The sequence below is a fragment of the Tropicibacter sp. Alg240-R139 genome (assembly GCF_900537075.1).
Lineage (GTDB): Bacteria > Pseudomonadota > Alphaproteobacteria > Rhodobacterales > Rhodobacteraceae > Falsiruegeria.
The window spans coordinates 1-16,363 of record NZ_UNRA01000004.1 but is presented as its reverse complement, the minus strand read 5'-3'; the positions used below and the strand labels follow the sequence as shown (position 1 = coordinate 16,363).

Below are 16,363 nucleotides of genomic sequence, written 5' to 3'. Positions count from 1 at the left end.
TTTGACCAATGATAAACCGGGAAGCTGCCCAGCATCTTCGATAATTCGACATGAACCCGTGCCCCTCACGACATGAGGTTCTCACGTCCACGGCGATCATCCGAGGGCAGAACTCCGAATGTCTTGTGATAGTTGCGCGCAAATGTTGCCGGGGAATACCCATAGTCCATTGCGATCTCACTCAAGCTCCGGCGCCCGGACAAAACGTCCAGCCGCGCATCTTCGAGCCTGAGTTCCGTGTACACATTTGACGGTGTTTGGTTGAACTCTTGCAAGAACAACCGCTCAAGCTGTCGTTGCGAGATACCTTGGGTTTCAGCAACCTCGGCGATAGACAGCGGCGTGAACAGATTTGCCCGCATCACACCAAGCGCGGCATAGACCGGACCATTGGCTGTTTCGAACCGCATGTCCGACACGCGCCGTTGCGAGGTCCGCCCGTCCCGGACCGCGTCGATCACCAGCCGGGCAGCGATGTCATCCGCCACTTGCGGCCCCAGATCGCGTGCAATGACCCACAGCATCATGTCCGCGGCTGCCCCGCCTCCGGCGCAGGTGGCAACTTGACCGTCACTCACAAACAATGAAGCGCTGACCTGCACCTGATCGTGGGCCTCGCGCAGATACTGCACGTCTTCCCAGTGCGACGCGACGCGGCGACCGTCAAGCAGCCCTGCCTGCACCAATCGCACCACGCCCGAAGACACACCCCACACCGGGTGCCCGCGTCGTGCCCATCCCCTGAGACGCGCAACAAAATTCGGTGCCTTGGTCTGATTTGCGTGCGCGCCCGACACAGCAATGATTACCGATCGGGATGGCACGGCGTCGATCTTGGCGTCCGGAATAAGCTGCAAACCATTTGATGCAGCAACCGGCACATCACCCATCGCAACAACGCTATAGCTGAACCCCGCCTCGGGCTTCAGGTGGTGGACCAGGCGCAAAACCTCCACCGCAGAAGAAAACGCCTGCATGGTGAACCCATCGTCCAAGAAGAAGACAAAATTACGCGCCGTCTGAAACTCTGGCATAACGCCCTCGCACTCCGTGTCCAACACCCATGTAAGCGGCACCAGTTTAATCAACGAAATTGACCCTGAAAACGAAAAAAACATTTTTGGATCAAGGAAGAGCCTGCCAAACTTGTAGAAAACCTCGGGTTGAGAAATTCGTGGATTGCAGCCATCCTGTATCCAAATAATCGCCGAGTCGCAGCGGTCGTCGGATGGGATCCGATGGGCGCTGTTGTTTGTGCACATCACATATTCCGAGAGGCTTTGCGCATGGTCGCCACATCTGAACACTTCCGTTCCCCCAAAAGCCACGCGGTGCGTTCGGCCCTTTTGGGGGTTGCCGCAGCCTTCGGTCTTATGTCGTCCCCGGTTCATGCCCAAGATGAAGGGAGCGCCCCAGCCCCCAAAGTCAGCGTTGCGGCTGCGTACACCCAGGATATTACGGATGAGACAACTTTTATCGGTCGCGGCGAAGCCATCGACAAAGTTTCGATTGTGGCGCGCGTCAGCGGTTTCCTGCAAAGCAAACAAGTGCCAGACGGCAGTTCAGTCGAGGAAGGTGAGCTGCTGTTCGAGATCGAGCCGGATCTGTATCATGCCACGCTTGACGCGCGCAAAGCTGACCTAGACCGCGCCGAGGCCGAGTTGGAACTGGCCAAACTGGAACTCGCCCGGAAAGAGGAACTGCTCAAGCGTGACGCGGTTCCGGTGTCCGAGCGCGATATTGCCCGTGCCAACGAGTTGGTCGCCGAGGCTTCGGTCAAGGCAGCGCACGCAGCCATCCAGCAAGCTGATCTGGATGTCAGTTACACAAGCATTCACGCCCCGTTTGCGGGCCGCATTGGGCGAACTGATACTTCAGTCGGTGACATTGTCGGGCCGTCGAATCCGCCGCTGGTGACCGTTGTGCGTGAAAGCCCGATCTACGTGACCTTCTCGCTGAATGAAAAGCAATTGATCACCGTGCTCGAACAACTGAACCAAACCACCGCGTCTCTTGCAGAAAGCGGGAAAAGCCCCGAGGTGTACCTGCAACTGCCGAACGGCACCCCGCTGGATGAGGCTGGCAAGATCATCTTTGTCGACAACCGCATCGACCCGCTGACGGGTTCGATCATGATCCGGGCCGAGTTTGAAAACGACGCCCGCCTGATCGTGGACGGAGCTTTCCTTCATGTGAAAATCCAGGCGCTAGAGCCTACGCCTCGTGTTCTGGTGCCCCAAGCCGCATTGCAACGCGATCAGCGCGGCGACTTTGTGTTGGTAGTCAACAACCAACAGATGGCCGAGCAGCGCTACATCACCACTGGCGACGTGGTCGACACCGCGATCATCGTTCTGGACGGGTTGCAGGCGGGCGAAAGCGTGATCGTTGAAGGCCTGCAGCGCGTGCGTCCTGGCGTGGCCGTGGACGCGGTGACCGCCGCTGAGAGCATCGGAGACTGATCGATGTTTTCAGCCATTTTCATTCGCCGTCCCAAGACGGCCCTCGTGATTTCGCTGGTGCTGACCATTTTGGGTGGCATCGGCTATTTCGCCCTTCCGGTCGCGCAGTTCCCGGACATCACGCCGCCAGTTGTCGGGGTGACCGCCAACTACACCGGCGCCAACGCAGAAACCGTTGAAAACGCTGTGGCCGCCCCGATCGAGGCGCAGGTCAATGGTGTGGACGACATGATCTACATGACGTCGACTTCGGCTGACAACGGTTCTTACTCGCTCAACGTCACGTTCGAAGTGGGTACCGATCCCGACATCGCGTCGGTGAACGTGCAGAACCGTGTCGCGCAGGCGATGGCATCGCTGCCGACCGAAGTGACCTCATCAGGCGTCGTGACGCAAAAGTCGTCGACGAACATGCTGATGGTGGTTACGCTGACGTCGCCCAATGGAACCTACGACGATGTATTCCTGTCGAACTATGCCTCGATCAACCTCAAGGACGCGCTGGCGCGGGTTGCCGGTGTTGGTAAAGCGGACGTTCTGACCGACCTGAGCTATGCGATGCGGGTCTGGATGGATCCCGACCAAATGGCCGGTCTGAAAATCACGCCCGGTGACGTCATCAACGCCATCCGCGAACAGAACACAGAAGTATCCGCAGGTGCAATCGGCGCACCTCCGGTGCCCGGCAATCAGACCTTTCAATACACGATTAAGACCAAGGGTCGCCTGACGACTGCACAGGAATTCAGTGATATCGTAGTCCGAGCAGGTGATGCAGGCTCGGTCGTGCGGATCAGGGACATCGCCAAAGTTGAATTGGGTGCTCAATTCTACTCCGCTTCCGGCTATTACGAGGGCCAACCCGCCACCGTTCTGGGCATCTACCAAGCCCCCGGCGCCAACGCGTTGGCCGTTTCCGAACGTGTTACTTCAGAACTGGAACGCCTGTCCCGCACCTTCCCCGATGATGTGGTATACGAAGTCCCGTTCAATTCGACCAACTTCGTCGAACAATCTCTGAAAGATGTGGTTTCGACCTTGATGCTGACTTTTGCGCTGGTGATCTCTGTCGTGTTCATCTTTCTGGGCTCGTTCCGGGCGACGTTGATCCCAGCGGTGGCTATCCCGGTTTCGCTAATCGGTACTTTTGCCTTCCTGCTGGCCTTTGGCATGTCGCTGAACACCATCTCGTTGTTTGCGCTGGTTCTGGCCATTGGTATCGTGGTGGATGACGCCATCGTTGTGGTGGAAAACGTCGAACGTATCATCGCCGAAGAGGGGCTGCCCCCTGCCGAGGCGACGCGCAAGGCCATGGGGCAGATCACCGGGCCAGTGATCGCCACCACGCTGGTTTTGCTGGCGGTGTTTGTGCCCGTCACCTTTATGCCGGGCATTACTGGGCGGCTCTATTCGCAGTTTGCCGTCACCATCTCGACCGCTGTCGTGATCTCGTCGATCAACGCGCTTACCCTGTCACCTGCCATGTGCGCGCTGGTGCTGAAGGCGCGGTCTGGACCGCCCACGGGGGTGCTGGCCGTGTTCGAAGGGTTTATCGGGGGGATGCGCAGCGGATATGTCGGAATCGTACGCCGTCTGCTGCGGTTACCTGTGATCGGCCTGGCCATCATCGCCGCGTTTGCCTTGGGCACCGGGGTTCTGTTCAACAACACCTCCAAAGGGTTCATTCCGCTCGAAGACAACGGCTATCTTTTTGTCGACATCCAGCTGCCCGACGCGGCCACGTTGGGGCGAACCGAAGAGGTCACCGCCCGCGTCAACGAGCAATTGCGTGATATCCCCGGCGTCGCCAATACCGTTCTGGTGAACGGATTCTCGTTGCTTAACGGGCTGACCACAAATGGCGCCATGATCATCGTCAACCTCGACAATTGGGATGAACGTCAGACCGACGAGCTGAGCGCCAATGGCATTCTGGATCAAGTGTTGGGCGTGGCTTATGGCGAGGCTGCGGCCTCGATCGTGGCATTCAACCCGCCGCCCATCTCTGGGCTAGGCATGTCCGCGGGTGTTGAGATGGAAGTGCAGCAAACCGCCGGTGGCACGGCTCAGGATTTGGCCGCCGCGGTGGGGTCGTTTGTATACGCGGCCAACCAAAGCGAAGAGATCGCGCAGGCCTATACCACGTTCCGGGCCAACGTTCCGCAGCTGTTTGTGGATCTGGATCGCGAAAAAGCCAAGACGCTACAGGTGTCCGTGGCCGAAGTGTTCCAGACCATGCAGGCCCATTTGGGGTCATATTACGTCAACGACTTCAACCTGTTCGGCCGGGTTTATCGCGTGATGATCCAGGCCGATGGTTCATATCGGAACAAAGTGGAAAGCATCGGCAACCTATATGTGCGTTCTACAAAAGACGAAATGGTGCCGCTTGGCACTCTGATCGATGTGGAAAACGTGCTTGGTCCGGTTCTGCTGAAACGGCACAACCTGTTCCGTTCGGCCACTGTTACGGCCGTTCCCGCCGAGGGGCTGTCGACCGGCGACGCAATCCGGGTGATGACCGAGACCTCGCAAACCGCTCTACCTCCGGGCTATGCCTATGAATGGACTGGCACGGCGCAACAGCAGCTGGATTCGGCGGGCTTGGTGCAGGTCATCCTGCTTATGGCGGTACTCTTTGGCTATCTGTTTCTGGTGGCGCAATACGAAAGCTGGACCATGCCGATTTCGATCTTGCTGTCTGTGATCGTGGCCATGTTCGGGGCGGTGGCCGCTGTGGCAGTGGTTGGCAGCGACATCAACCTCTATACCCAGATCGGGATGATCATGCTGATTGGGATGGCGGCCAAAAACGGCATTCTGATTGTCGAGTTCGCGATGGAACAGCGCGCAGCGGGCCTTAGCGTCCGCGAGGCGGCAGCCGAGGCCGCGCATCAACGTTTCCGCGCGGTGATGATGACGGCCTTGTCGTTCCTGCTGGGGGTTGTGCCTTTGCTTGCGGCCAGCGGCGCTGGTGCCGCCAGCCAAAAGGCCATCGGTGTGGCCGTCTTTGGTGGCATGCTCGCAGCCACGGTCGTGGGCGTCATCGTGGTGCCCGTGCTATATGCAGTGATGCAAAGTGCGCGGGAATGGGTGAAGGGGGACCGCGGCGGCAGCGATCCCGAACCGCCCAGTGACACGGCGACCCCTGCCGAATAACTTGATCAAACAGCCCTGCCCTTTCCCGGTGGGGCTGTTTCTTTTGGACTGTGTCGTTTGCAGGGAAACATTGGTGACTTCTAACATGGTCTTGCACAATGATCTGGGCGACGCTGTAGAATTAGCTCCGATGATCCCACAATCTGGCTGGTTCTTGATCCGACCAGCCTCAGCTTTGGCCACACATAGAGCCCGGCTGATCCAGCTTCCAACCGCGCGTGTTTCTCTCCGCTCCAAACGGGAATATCTTTACTTGGGTTAGCTTTCAGTGAGCGAAATCGAAGGAAGACAGGGACTGACCAAACCTCTGATCCAGCTTGCAGCCGCACGGGCACGTAATTTGAGACTGTTGGTATTGGAGCCAGAGACCCAGTTCGACATGACGGAAGATCACGACACCTTTGAACAGTTGGAGTTTTCCACTGATCAGGCATGGCACCCATGACAGTGATGTTCACCCCTCATTTGTGATCATGCGTCGCGCGCTCGCTTTGCAAAGTTGATGCTGACCCAAATGCTTGACGCATCCCCCCTAGGGGGATAAATTCTTTTCATGGACAAACCCCATCTACACAGCTCTCACCCCAAGATCTCGGCGCGACTAAAACGGGCCCGTGGCCATTTGGACAGTGTTATCGCCATGATCGAAGATGAACGCCCCTGCACGGACATCGCACAGCAATTGCATGCTGTGGAAAAGGCGATCACCAATGCAAAACGCGCCCTGATCCACGATCATGTCGACCACTGCCTGGACAAAGCCAGTGCTAAAAGCACGGCCGACTTCAAGGAAATCACCCGGTATCTGTGATCCATGCTAAGCGTTCTTAAACACCGCGGCTATCGCCACATGTTCCTGGCCCAGGTGGTTGCCTTGCTGGGCACAGGGCTGGCTACCGTGGCGCTTGGGCTTCTGGCCTTCGATCTCGCAGGAGATCAAGCAAGCCTGGTTCTGGGCACGGCTTTGACGATCAAGATGATCGCCTATGTGACCCTTGCCCCAATCGCAGCAGCCTTTGCCGGACAGATGAACCGACGTACACTTTTGGTGGCGCTCGATATCGTCCGGGCGGTTGTCGCGCTTTGCCTGCCCTTTGTCACCGAGGTCTGGCAAATCTATGTTCTGATCTTTCTATTGCAGGCGGCTTCGGCCGGATTCACCCCGACGTTTCAGGCGACAATCCCGGACCTGCTGCCGGATGAAGACGATTACACCAACGCTCTGTCGCTATCGCGATTGGCTTATGATCTGGAAAACCTGCTCAGCCCGATGCTCGCCGCTGCACTTTTGAGTCTCGTGGCCTTCGACACGCTGTTTGTCGGCACATCGGTTGGATTTGTGGCCTCGGCCCTGCTGATCGTGACCATCGCCCTGCCCTCGCCCAAACCCAGCAAACGGCGTGGCGTTTGGGATCGGACGACGCGCGGGATGCGCATCTATCTGGCGACACCCCGCCTGCGCGGCTTTCTGGCCTTTTGCATGACTGTGTCGTTGGTGGGGGCCATGGTTCTGGTCAACACCGTGGTGATCGTCCGCTCTGATCTTAACCTGAGCGAAACCGCCGTGGCCCTCGCCCTGGGGAGCTTTGGAGCAGGCTCGATGCTGGTTGCACTCCTGTTACCGCGAGTGTTGCGGGCCTTGTCTGACCGATCTGTTATGACCTTTGGGGCCGCGTTGATGTCAGTCACCGCGCTGGTTCTGGCGGCTTGGTCGCATCTGTTGGGCCTGTCCTTGCCCGCGGTTTTGCTGGTCTGGCTCCTGATCGGCGTCGGATTTTCGGCCGTCATGACCCCCTCTGGGCGATTGCTGCGACGCTCCTCGCAGCCCGAAGATCGACCCGCTCTCTTCGCTGCGCAGTTCACCCTCAGCCATGCCTGTTGGCTGATTGCATATCCTTTGTCCGGCTGGTTGATGTCCGCATATGGCGCAACAGTCACGTTGATGGTTCTGGGTGTTGGTGGCTTTGCTTCTCTGGGTCTCGCGCTGGTGGTATGGCCCGGCCGCGATCCGGATGTCATTGCGCATTCCCATCCTGAACTGCTACCCGATCATCCCCATCTGAAAGGCGGGCACAGCCACCCTTACGTGATCGACGACTTGCATCGCCATTGGCCCGGCCATCACCAAACCTATCGTTGATTGAGTGAAAGTTCGAAAGCTGGGCGTTAACGCGGCCATCGATGTTCTCCCGCCCTCGACTGCTTCGTTACCACCTGCTGCACGCGGTACCGCGCCGCGCGCAACGCGGCGCCCGGCCCAACGGGAGGAAATGTTTCGTAAGAAACATCGACGACGGGCGGGAGCACGTCCGAATTGAGGCGCAATGCCTTACGTTTTGGAGAAAGCCAAAGAGGCTCGCGAAACGATGTGGGTGCGAATGCATGTGGATCGGCCAGCCGACCGCCCCTCGACCATGTCGATCAGCTCGGATGCCGCCTTTTGGCCCATTTCCCGATGGGGAACATGAACCGTTGTCAACGATGGGGTGATGATGTCAGCCAATTCGATATCATCGAATCCTGTGATCGAGATCTCACCCGGAACCGAAATGCCCACACGCGTCGCCTCGCGCAATGCCCCGACTGCCAGGACATCGTTGCCACACATAACGGCCGTTGGCCGTGGCTCGCGCCGCATCAGTTCTGCAAAAGCCTGGGCACCATTGTCGATCCCATAAGGCGTTTCGATAACGGTCAACGCCTGAGGTTCCATTCCAGCCTCTGCCAAAGCATCCCGCGCCCCGTCAACACGGCTGAGCGCGCGGTCATTGCCTTGGGTCACACCAGAAATTAACCCGATCCGACGGTGCCCCGCCGCCAATACACTACGGGCCAGATCGCACATTGCGCCCCGATTGTTGAACCCAACAGACGGTTGCCGCGCCTCTGGCAGATAGGACCAGGCCACCAATGCGGGCACCTGATGCTGTTCGAGGTAGTCGTAAATCTCGTCCTCACGTGCGTGACCGATCAACAAAAGTCCATCAACTCCACGCGCCACCAATGTTCTGATCTGGTCCTTTTCGACGTCTGGGTGATAGGCTGAACTGGCCACCAGCAATGAATACCCCTTTTCGCGCAGATGATCCTGAAACGCCTGCAACCCGCGCGCAAAGATGGCATTGTCCATCGTCGGGATGATCGCACCAATGCTGTAACTGCGATTGGCCGCCATGGTCCGGGCGGCCATATTGGGCGTATATCCCAACTTGTCGACGGCGCTCAGAACTCGCTTGCGCGTTTCCTCCACAACCCGCGCCGGAGAATTCAGGCACCGCGACACGGTTGCCGTCGAAACGCCTGCCTCTTTCGCGACATCGTTAAGTGTTGGTGCGGTACGGCTTTTTCCCATTGTGCCATCAGTAATTGCCTATTGCCTCGTGTGTATCACAAAAAATGACAAATACCATTCTCGAATGTAAGCGCTTGCATTTCCCATGTAAGCGCTTACAAAGCTAAACAGAACCGATTCATACCGGGGAGGGTTTGATGTTTCTTGCTGCTTCGATCGCCGTTTTTGTCTGCTTTTTCGCAAATGTTGCCCTTGGGGCTTTTGCAAACAGCGCGTTCCTTGGCGACGTGGGGGAAATGCTGGTTCTGTTTGCGGCGGCGATCCTGTTCGTCGTCGCAATTCTAAAAAGAGAAGCTGACGCGACCGAAAAGAACAACGGCAGCTGATACATTCATTGGGAGGAGACAACATGACAATCGAGACGGACGGGTTAAAGTCTACAGAGCGTCGGAATTTTCTGAAACTCAGCGCCAGCGGTGGCTTTACCGCAGCGGTTGTGGCCGGGGCCGGCGGGGTCCTGTGGTCGTCTGAGGCTGCGGCGCAAACCGCCAAGGAAGAAAAGGAACGCGAGGCTGGCGCAGAACATATCATGACGGTTGCCACCGCTTATGTGCTGGGTGCATCGCGCAGCTATCCAATCATGCAACTGGACCTGAAGGAAAACATCCAGAACGCCACCAACGGCAAGGTCTATGTCAAACTGGCCCCAGGCGGACAGTTGGGGGCTGGCGGCGCGCTGGTGCAAAAAGTTCAGGGCGGCACAATCCAGGCCGCGCAGCATTCTCTGTCGAACTTCGCGCCTTTTGCGTCGACCGTTGACTTGATTAACATGCCTTACCTATGTGGTTCGAACCAGCGTTTTACTAATCTTGTGAACTCGGGTTTCTGGAAGTCCGAAGTTGAACCCAAGATCGAATCCAACGGCTTTAAAGCGCTGTTCTACGTCAACATTGACCCCCGCGTTGTCGCTGTCCGCAAAGGCGGCAACAAAGTCACCTCGCCGGGCGATATGTCGGGCGTCAAGTTTCGCGTTCCGGGTTCGAAAATGCTGCAACAGTATTATCGAATGGTCGGCGCCAACCCGACACCTGTCGCTTGGGGTGAAACCCCTTCGGCGATCAAACAGGGCGTTGCGGATGCGTTGGACCCATCGGTTGGTGCACTGTACGTATTTGGTTTCAAGGATATCTTGAGCCACGTCACCTTTACCCAAGCTGTGCCCGACAGTCAGGTTTATTCCTGCAACTTGGAATGGTTCAATTCGCTGCCCTCGGACGTGCAGGAAGGTGTGATGTGGGGTTCGGAGATGACCGGACACCAGAACTTGTCCAAAGTGCCCTCGGCCCGTGCTTTTGCGATGTCAGAGCTGACCAAAGCTGGCGTTCAGTTCCACTCTCTCAGCGACGATCAACTGGGCGAATGGAAAGAGGCTGGTGGCTATCAGCGTCCAGAATGGGACGAATTCAAGACAGAACTTGCCGGGTCCATGGACAATTTTGCCAAGATGGAAGAGGCGGCTAGCACGCAAGGCAAATACTTCGTGCACGACGCTTGATCCGACCTATCGCAGGCATCCCTTGTGGGTGCCTGCATCCCCTTTTGATGGCATGAACTGTGAGCGTCACCACAAGGCGCATCTCAAGGCGTGTCGAACGTTTAGGATTTACGATGAATATCCTGCGAACAATCGACAGTAACGCAGAGCGCTGGCTGCTCCTGACATTTTACGTGATGCTGGTCGCCACGATGGCAATCGAGGTCATCCGTCGCGAACTCTTTGCCTATTCCTCGATCTGGGGCGAAGAAATCGTACGCTACTCCTTTATCTATCTGGCCTGGATCGGTGCCGCCGCTGCAGTCAAGGACCGGGCTCACATCCGCATTGACGTGATTCTCCATTACTTTGGCCCACGCCTGAAGGCGATTTTCTACATCTTTGGAGACTTGGTGATGCTCGTGGTCGCGCTAGTGGCGCTCTACTGGTCCTACGAGACGGTGCACGTTTCGGCCAAGTTCGGCTCGGTCAGCCACGGCCTGCGCATATCCATGGTTTGGTTTTTGATGGCCGTTCCACTGGGTTTTGGCCTGATGACCTGGCGCCTGCTGCAGTCTTTGTGGCGCGATATCAACGACTTTCGAACCGGCACTCCCGTGTTCGAAGGCGAAAAAATGTTTGATTGAGGGGATAGACGATGCTTTGGCAACAACTCAATCATTCCGTTGAACTGGGCTGGGATTTTTATCTGCCCGTACTCATGTTCGTAGGTCTTATCGCGATGGCCGTGCCCGTCTGGGCCGCCATCGGGACCGCAGCGATCACCATGCTCGTCATGTCAGGCGACCTGCCACTGAGCGCTGTCGGCGAAAGCCTGTTCACTGGCATTGACGCCTTTGCCCTGACGGCCGTTCCGCTTTTTATCCTGACCGGCGACGTTCTGGTACGCACCGGTCTCAGCCGCAAGTTTCTGGACGTGGCCGAGGCGCTGACATGTTGGACCAAGGGCGGCTTTGGCTCGGCCACGGTTCTTGTCTGCGGTATGTTCGCCGCGATCTCAGGCTCGGATGCGGCAGGCGCTGCCGCTGTGGGCCGGATGACAATCAACCGCCTGGTCGAAAGCGGTTACCCCCGGCCCTACGCTTGTGCGCTGGTCGCGGCCGGTGCTTGTACCGGCATCCTGATCCCGCCTTCGATCGCCTACATCATCATTGGTCTTGTACTGGGAATTTCCGCCTCAACGCTGTTTCTGGCGGCGCTCATTCCCGGTCTGGCGATCCTGGTTTCGATCCTCGTCACCAACATCATCGTCAACCGCCTGTACAGCTATGAAAGCGGCGGCAACCTGAGCATGGCTGAATGGACCGCCAATCTGGTGAAATCGCTGAAATCCGGTTGGTATGCGTTCATCGTGCCTGGCATCATCTTTTACGGCATCTTCTCGGGTCGCCTGACCCCAACCGAAGCAGGCGCTACGGCCGTTGTTGTCACCATCCTCATGGGCTTCATCCTCAAGACACTAAAGCTGTCGGATTTCCCGGCCATGCTGGTCAGTTCGGCAAAGGTCAACGGCGTCATTCTGCCCATCATCGCCTTTTCCGCACCTTTGGCCGAAGCACTGGCAATCATGGGTGTGCCGCAAGGGTTCGTGTCTTCGATCACCAGTCTGACGGATGATCCGATGGTTCTGATCCTGCTGATGATCTGCATCCTGATCGCTGCCGGCTGTGTGATGGAAACAACGCCCAACATCGTGATCCTGGCGCCAATCCTAAAGCCGCTGGCAGACAATATCGGCATGAACGAGATCCAGTTCTGCATCATGATGATCACTGCCCTGGGTGTGGGTTTCATCACGCCACCACTTGGGCTGAACCTGTTCGTGGTCTCTGGCATCACCGGTGAATCGATCCTCAAGATCGCGGCGCGCGCTGTGCCCTTTGTTCTGACCATGCTGATTGTGGTACTTCTGATCGCATATGTACCTGCGATTTCCACCAGCCTTCTTCCTGATATCTACAGATAGGATTTCCCTGCAATGACACGCGAATACCTCAAGCAGGCAACGCTGACCCCCAAATCGAACGCCGCTGAAACCCACTTGATCGTAAAGGAAATCCTGGACGAGATCGAAGCGGGCGGTGACGCGGTAGCAAAGAAATACGCCGCCAAGTTCGACCAGTATGAGGGCAACGTTCTGTTGACCGCGACCGAGATCGAAGCCGCCTGTGCACTGGTTCCCGAAAAGCTCAAGGCGGACATCCGTTTTGCCCATGACAACGTGCGCCGTTTTGCCGAGCTGCAAAAAAGCACCGTCAGCGATGTCGAGACCGAGATCGCTCCAGGGTTCATCACCGGTCAAAAAGCAATTCCGGTGGATGCTGCGGGTTGCTATGTGCCCGGTGGGCGTTACAGCCACATCGCTAGCGCGATTATGACCGTGACCACAGCTAAAGTGGCGGGTTGCAAACACATCACCGCCTGCTCGCCCCCCCGCCCTGACGTTGGGGTCGCTCCTGCGATCATCTATGCCGCCCACATCTGCGGCGCGGACAAGATCATGGCCATGGGTGGTGTGCAGGGCGTCGCAGCAATGACATTCGGCCTGTTTGGTCTGCCCAAAGCCAACATACTTGTGGGCCCCGGTAATCAGTTCGTGGCCGAGGCCAAGCGCATCCTGTTTGGTCGCGTCGGAATAGACATGATCGCAGGCCCCACTGACAGCCTGATCCTGGCCGATTCAACAGCGGATGCTCATATTGTCGCCACTGATCTGGTGAGCCAGGCCGAGCACGGTTACAACTCTCCCGTCTGGCTGATCACGGATAACCGTGCCCTGGCCGAAGAGGTGATCGCCCAAGTGCCCGACCTCATTGCCGATCTGCCCGAAGTGAACCGTGAAAACGCCGCGGCCGCGTGGCGCGATTACGCCGAGGTCATCTTGTGTTCCGACCGCGACGAAATGGCCGCCTGCTCTGACGAATACGCCCCCGAGCACCTGACCGTACAGGCTGATGACCTGGATTGGTGGCTGAACCAGCTTACGTGCTATGGCTCGCTGTTTTTGGGGGAGGAAACCACAGTGTCCTACGGCGACAAGGCAACCGGTACCAACCACGTGCTGCCCACCTCACGGGCCGCCAGCTATACTGGCGGTTTGTCAGTTCACAAATACATGAAGATCGTCACCTGGCAACGTGCCACCCGCGAAGGGTCAAAAGCAGTGGCCGAGGCAACAGCCCGCATTTCGCGCCTTGAAGGTATGGAGGGGCACGCGCGTGCCGCCGATGTGCGTCTTGCCAAGTATTTCCCGGATGAAACTTTTGACCTGACCGCAAATGGCTAGTCCCAGTCACCTTTTCAGCCTGAAAGGCAAGATCGCCTGTATCACCGGCGCAAGTTCGGGTCTTGGTCGTCGCGCGGCAATCACGCTGGCGTCAGCTGGCGCAAATGTCGTGACGGTCGCCCGACGCGAGGACGCCTTGCGTCAGGCCTGCCGCGATATCGGGGATCGCGCGTCTTTTGTAGTGGGCGACGTCGCCGACCAGAACGAGATGGATGATCTGTGTCAGGCAATCCGCGCACCTTTCGGCGCACCTGACATTCTGGTCCATGCAGCTGGCGTTAACACTCGCCAACCGGCTGATGATGTCACGGCTGAGGGCTGGGATATGACGCTGTCCCTGAACCTGTCTGCGCCGTTTTTCCTTAGTCAGGCTTTTGTCCCTGAGATGAAGACCAAGGGCTGGGGAAGGATCGTCAACTTTGCTTCGCTGCAAAGCACACGCGCCTTTCCAAGCGGCATTGCCTATGGGGCCAGCAAAGGTGGGATCTCTCAACTAACGCGCGCCATGGCGGAAGCTTGGTCACCCCATGGCATCACGGCCAACGCGATTGGTCCGGGGTTCTTTCCGACGGAACTGACCCAAGCTGTTTTTCAAGACGACGACCGAGCCGCCCGCAATGCTGCCCAGACCTGCATCGGGCGCAATGGCACACTCGAGGATATGGATGGCCCCCTGCTGTTTTTATGCTCTGATGCATCTGCCTATGTGACCGGTCAAACCCTGATGGTCGATGGAGGGTTCACAGCGAAATGAAAGCTTTGATTTACGAAGGCGTCGAAACGCTTGTCTACAGGGACACAACCGGCCCGATTTCAAGTGTCGGTGAACATCTGGTACGGGTGTCCGCCGTTGGCATCTGTGGCTCGGACATGCATGCCTATCTGGGACATGACACCCGTCGCCCTGCGCCGCTGATCCTGGGACATGAGGCTGCCGGATTAATCGAAGGCGGATCACAAAGCGGAAGACGCGTGACAATCAACCCGCTCGTGACCTGCGGGACATGCCCAGCTTGCATCGCGGGACGCGAGAATCTGTGCCCTGAGCGGCAGATCATTTCGATGCCACCGCGCGAAGGGGCCTTTGCCCAATATATCTCGATGCCCGACAGCAACCTGGTGACCGTGCCGGACCATGTACCGCTGAACAAGGCGGCGCTGGCGGAACCACTGGCGGTGAGTTGGCATGCCGCGCGTCTGGCGCTTGAGGCATTGCACCCCTCGATGGACCGTCGCGCTATCGTAATTGGCGGCGGCGCTATCGGACTGGCAGCGGCTCTGGCGTTACAGGCCATGGGTGTCGAAGATGTCACCATTCTGGAGCCCAATGACAACCGCCGAGTGTTCTTGCGCGAACACTGTGGACAGACCGTCGAAACCACCACCCGCCACCCTGCCGCCTTGGTCGTTGACGCCGTGGGCTTTGCCAAAACACGCGAGATCGCCTCGGCAATGGTCGAACCGGGCGGTGTCATCGCTCATGTGGGTCTGGGAGAGGATGCTGACGGGTTGGACATCCGCAGGCTAACCTTGCAGGAAATCACCTTTGTCGGCACCTATACTTACACTGCGCAAGATTTTCGCGACACAGCCCTGGCCATCTTTGATGATAAGCTTGGCGATCTGAACTGGATCGAAGAACGCCCTCTGTCGCAAGGGGCTCAGGCCTTTCGCGATCTGAGACAAGGGGTCGTGGCCGCTCCTAAGATCGTGCTCGATCCCTGGAACTGACGCCCTGAAAGGAGACCACTAATGTACGACAAAATTCTGGTTCCCATGGCCTTGGATCACGGCCTGTCACAGCACACACTGCAGGTGGCACAAGCACTTCGTGCAGCCGACGGTCAGATCATCGCTTTGCATGTTCACGAAGCCCCCCAGGGGTCTGTCGCTGCCTTTTTGGACAAGGACGCCGTTCGCGAAGGGTTCGAACGGGCCGTTCAAATGCTCAAGGAGAAGACAGACGGGTTGAACGGTGTCACGGCCGAAATTGTCAAAGGCCATACCTACCGCTCGATTATCGACTATGCGGTCGCCAACGACATCGACTGCATCGTCATCGGATCGCATCGTCCAGGGTTCAGCGACTATCTGCTTGGCTCGACAGCTGCGCGTGTTGTCCGCCATGCACCCTGCGCCGTCCACGTCTACCGCAGTACCTGAAATTATCCTTCAAAAACAAAGGCAACCCCCCCATGAGTATTGACGCCCGGATCACGGATGATCTGATATCGAACGGGATCGAGTTCGTGACGACCGTTCCCTGCAAACAACTGGCCGGGGTGATCGAGGAAATCGACGCGCGGCCCGAGATCCATCATGTGCCCTCGAACAAGGAAGACGAAGGCATGGGCCTGTGCGCCGGGGCCTGGATGGGCGGAAAACGCCCCGCCATCATCATGCAAAACACTGCCATCGGCGTCACCATCAACACGCTGGCCACGCTGACGCAGTACTATCGCATGCCCCTGCCGATGCTGATTTCCTACCGCGGAGAGCTGCGTGAACCGGTCGCCTGCCAGGTTGAAATGGCCGTTCATACCAAGGCGCTTCTGGCGCAGCTCAACATCCCAACCTACCATTTTCATTGGCAAAAAGATGTCGAAGAG

General features: G+C 57.8%; 16 protein-coding genes. 14 read left to right on the top strand and 2 right to left on the bottom strand.

What is annotated here, in order from left to right; all coding sequences use genetic code 11:
* Positions 1-65: 65 nt before the first annotated feature.
* Positions 66-1,034 carry a GlxA family transcriptional regulator gene (locus G6R15_RS15770; protein ID WP_164660944.1) on the bottom strand — a complete coding sequence of 323 codons (969 nt, stop codon included), beginning with the start codon at positions 1,032-1,034 and terminating at the stop codon, positions 66-68.
* Positions 1,035-1,286: 252 nt separating this feature from the next.
* Between G6R15_RS15770 and G6R15_RS15765 the strand changes: the two genes are divergently transcribed.
* From G6R15_RS15765 to G6R15_RS15745, 5 genes are all read left to right on the top strand, one after another.
* Positions 1,287-2,462 (top strand): efflux RND transporter periplasmic adaptor subunit, encoded by a 1,176-nt coding sequence (locus G6R15_RS15765; RefSeq protein ID WP_164660943.1) that lies wholly within the window; start codon positions 1,287-1,289, stop codon positions 2,460-2,462.
* A 3-nt stretch (positions 2,463-2,465) separates the two neighbouring features.
* The gene (locus tag G6R15_RS15760) at positions 2,466-5,621 is read left to right on the top strand and encodes an efflux RND transporter permease subunit (protein ID WP_164660942.1); all 3,156 of its coding nucleotides are present in this window, start codon (positions 2,466-2,468) and stop codon (positions 5,619-5,621) included.
* Positions 5,622-5,889: 268 nt separating this feature from the next.
* Positions 5,890-6,066, top strand: a complete 177-nt coding sequence (locus tag G6R15_RS15755; RefSeq protein ID WP_164660941.1) for a hypothetical protein — start codon at positions 5,890-5,892, stop codon at positions 6,064-6,066.
* A gap of 108 nt (positions 6,067-6,174) precedes the next feature.
* On the top strand, positions 6,175-6,432 hold the full coding sequence (locus G6R15_RS15750; RefSeq protein WP_164660940.1) for a metal-sensing transcriptional repressor: 258 nt from the start codon (positions 6,175-6,177) through the stop codon (positions 6,430-6,432).
* Between the two features lie 3 nt (positions 6,433-6,435).
* Entirely contained in the window at positions 6,436-7,761 is a 1,326-nt protein-coding gene (locus G6R15_RS15745) for an MFS transporter (RefSeq protein WP_164660939.1), read from the top strand.
* Positions 7,762-7,950: 189 nt separating this feature from the next.
* On the opposite strand, the gene G6R15_RS15740 is transcribed toward G6R15_RS15745, so the two are convergent.
* Positions 7,951-8,973 (bottom strand): LacI family DNA-binding transcriptional regulator, encoded by a 1,023-nt coding sequence (locus G6R15_RS15740; RefSeq protein WP_164660938.1) that lies wholly within the window; start codon positions 8,971-8,973, stop codon positions 7,951-7,953.
* 137 nt (positions 8,974-9,110) lie between these two features.
* On the opposite strand from G6R15_RS15740, the gene G6R15_RS15735 reads away from it, so the two are divergent.
* From G6R15_RS15735 to G6R15_RS15695, 9 genes are all read left to right on the top strand, one after another.
* Entirely contained in the window at positions 9,111-9,299 is a 189-nt protein-coding gene (locus tag G6R15_RS15735) for a hypothetical protein (protein ID WP_164660937.1), read from the top strand.
* Between the two features lie 23 nt (positions 9,300-9,322).
* On the top strand, positions 9,323-10,468 hold the full coding sequence (locus tag G6R15_RS15730) for a TRAP transporter substrate-binding protein (protein WP_164660936.1): 1,146 nt from the start codon (positions 9,323-9,325) through the stop codon (positions 10,466-10,468).
* A 113-nt stretch (positions 10,469-10,581) separates the two neighbouring features.
* On the top strand, positions 10,582-11,094 hold the full coding sequence (locus G6R15_RS15725; RefSeq protein WP_164660935.1) for a TRAP transporter small permease: 513 nt from the start codon (positions 10,582-10,584) through the stop codon (positions 11,092-11,094).
* 11 nt (positions 11,095-11,105) lie between these two features.
* Positions 11,106-12,434, top strand: coding sequence for a TRAP transporter large permease (locus tag G6R15_RS15720; protein ID WP_164660934.1), 1,329 nt, complete (start codon positions 11,106-11,108; stop codon positions 12,432-12,434).
* Positions 12,435-12,446: 12 nt separating this feature from the next.
* Positions 12,447-13,754 carry a histidinol dehydrogenase gene (gene hisD / locus G6R15_RS15715; protein ID WP_164660933.1) on the top strand — a complete coding sequence of 436 codons (1,308 nt, stop codon included), beginning with the start codon at positions 12,447-12,449 and terminating at the stop codon, positions 13,752-13,754.
* Complete coding sequence (locus G6R15_RS15710) at positions 13,747-14,508, top strand: SDR family NAD(P)-dependent oxidoreductase (protein ID WP_164660932.1); 762 nt, start codon at positions 13,747-13,749, stop codon at positions 14,506-14,508. The genes hisD and G6R15_RS15710 overlap by 8 nt, the downstream gene beginning before the upstream one ends.
* A complete protein-coding gene (locus tag G6R15_RS15705; protein WP_164660931.1) occupies positions 14,505-15,485 on the top strand; it encodes an alcohol dehydrogenase catalytic domain-containing protein in 981 nt (326 codons plus the stop codon). Before G6R15_RS15710 ends, G6R15_RS15705 begins: the two co-directional genes overlap by 4 nt.
* 21 nt (positions 15,486-15,506) lie before the next feature.
* Positions 15,507-15,917, top strand: a complete 411-nt coding sequence (locus G6R15_RS15700) for a universal stress protein (protein ID WP_164660930.1) — start codon at positions 15,507-15,509, stop codon at positions 15,915-15,917.
* 32 nt (positions 15,918-15,949) lie between these two features.
* The coding region (locus tag G6R15_RS15695; protein ID WP_164660929.1) for a thiamine pyrophosphate-binding protein at positions 15,950-16,363 on the top strand (414 nt) is incomplete at its 3' end.

Bases quoted from the DNA above. Each gene is read 5' to 3' on its own strand.
- G6R15_RS15770 (WP_164660944.1), bottom strand. From the start codon at position 1,034: ATGCCAGAGTTTCAGACGGCGCGTAATTTTGTCTTCTTCTTGGACGAT.
- G6R15_RS15765 (WP_164660943.1), top strand. From the start codon at position 1,287: ATGGTCGCCACATCTGAACACTTCCGTTCCCCCAAAAGCCACGCGGTG.
- G6R15_RS15760 (WP_164660942.1), top strand. From the start codon at position 2,466: ATGTTTTCAGCCATTTTCATTCGCCGTCCCAAGACGGCCCTCGTGATT.
- G6R15_RS15750 (WP_164660940.1), top strand. From the start codon at position 6,175: ATGGACAAACCCCATCTACACAGCTCTCACCCCAAGATCTCGGCGCGA.
- G6R15_RS15745 (WP_164660939.1), top strand. From the start codon at position 6,436: ATGCTAAGCGTTCTTAAACACCGCGGCTATCGCCACATGTTCCTGGCC.
- G6R15_RS15740 (WP_164660938.1), bottom strand. From the start codon at position 8,973: ATGGGAAAAAGCCGTACCGCACCAACACTTAACGATGTCGCGAAAGAG.
- G6R15_RS15735 (WP_164660937.1), top strand. From the start codon at position 9,111: ATGTTTCTTGCTGCTTCGATCGCCGTTTTTGTCTGCTTTTTCGCAAAT.
- G6R15_RS15730 (WP_164660936.1), top strand. From the start codon at position 9,323: ATGACAATCGAGACGGACGGGTTAAAGTCTACAGAGCGTCGGAATTTT.
- G6R15_RS15725 (WP_164660935.1), top strand. From the start codon at position 10,582: ATGAATATCCTGCGAACAATCGACAGTAACGCAGAGCGCTGGCTGCTC.
- G6R15_RS15720 (WP_164660934.1), top strand. From the start codon at position 11,106: ATGCTTTGGCAACAACTCAATCATTCCGTTGAACTGGGCTGGGATTTT.
- hisD (WP_164660933.1), top strand. From the start codon at position 12,447: ATGACACGCGAATACCTCAAGCAGGCAACGCTGACCCCCAAATCGAAC.
- G6R15_RS15710 (WP_164660932.1), top strand. From the start codon at position 13,747: ATGGCTAGTCCCAGTCACCTTTTCAGCCTGAAAGGCAAGATCGCCTGT.
- G6R15_RS15705 (WP_164660931.1), top strand. From the start codon at position 14,505: ATGAAAGCTTTGATTTACGAAGGCGTCGAAACGCTTGTCTACAGGGAC.
- G6R15_RS15700 (WP_164660930.1), top strand. From the start codon at position 15,507: ATGTACGACAAAATTCTGGTTCCCATGGCCTTGGATCACGGCCTGTCA.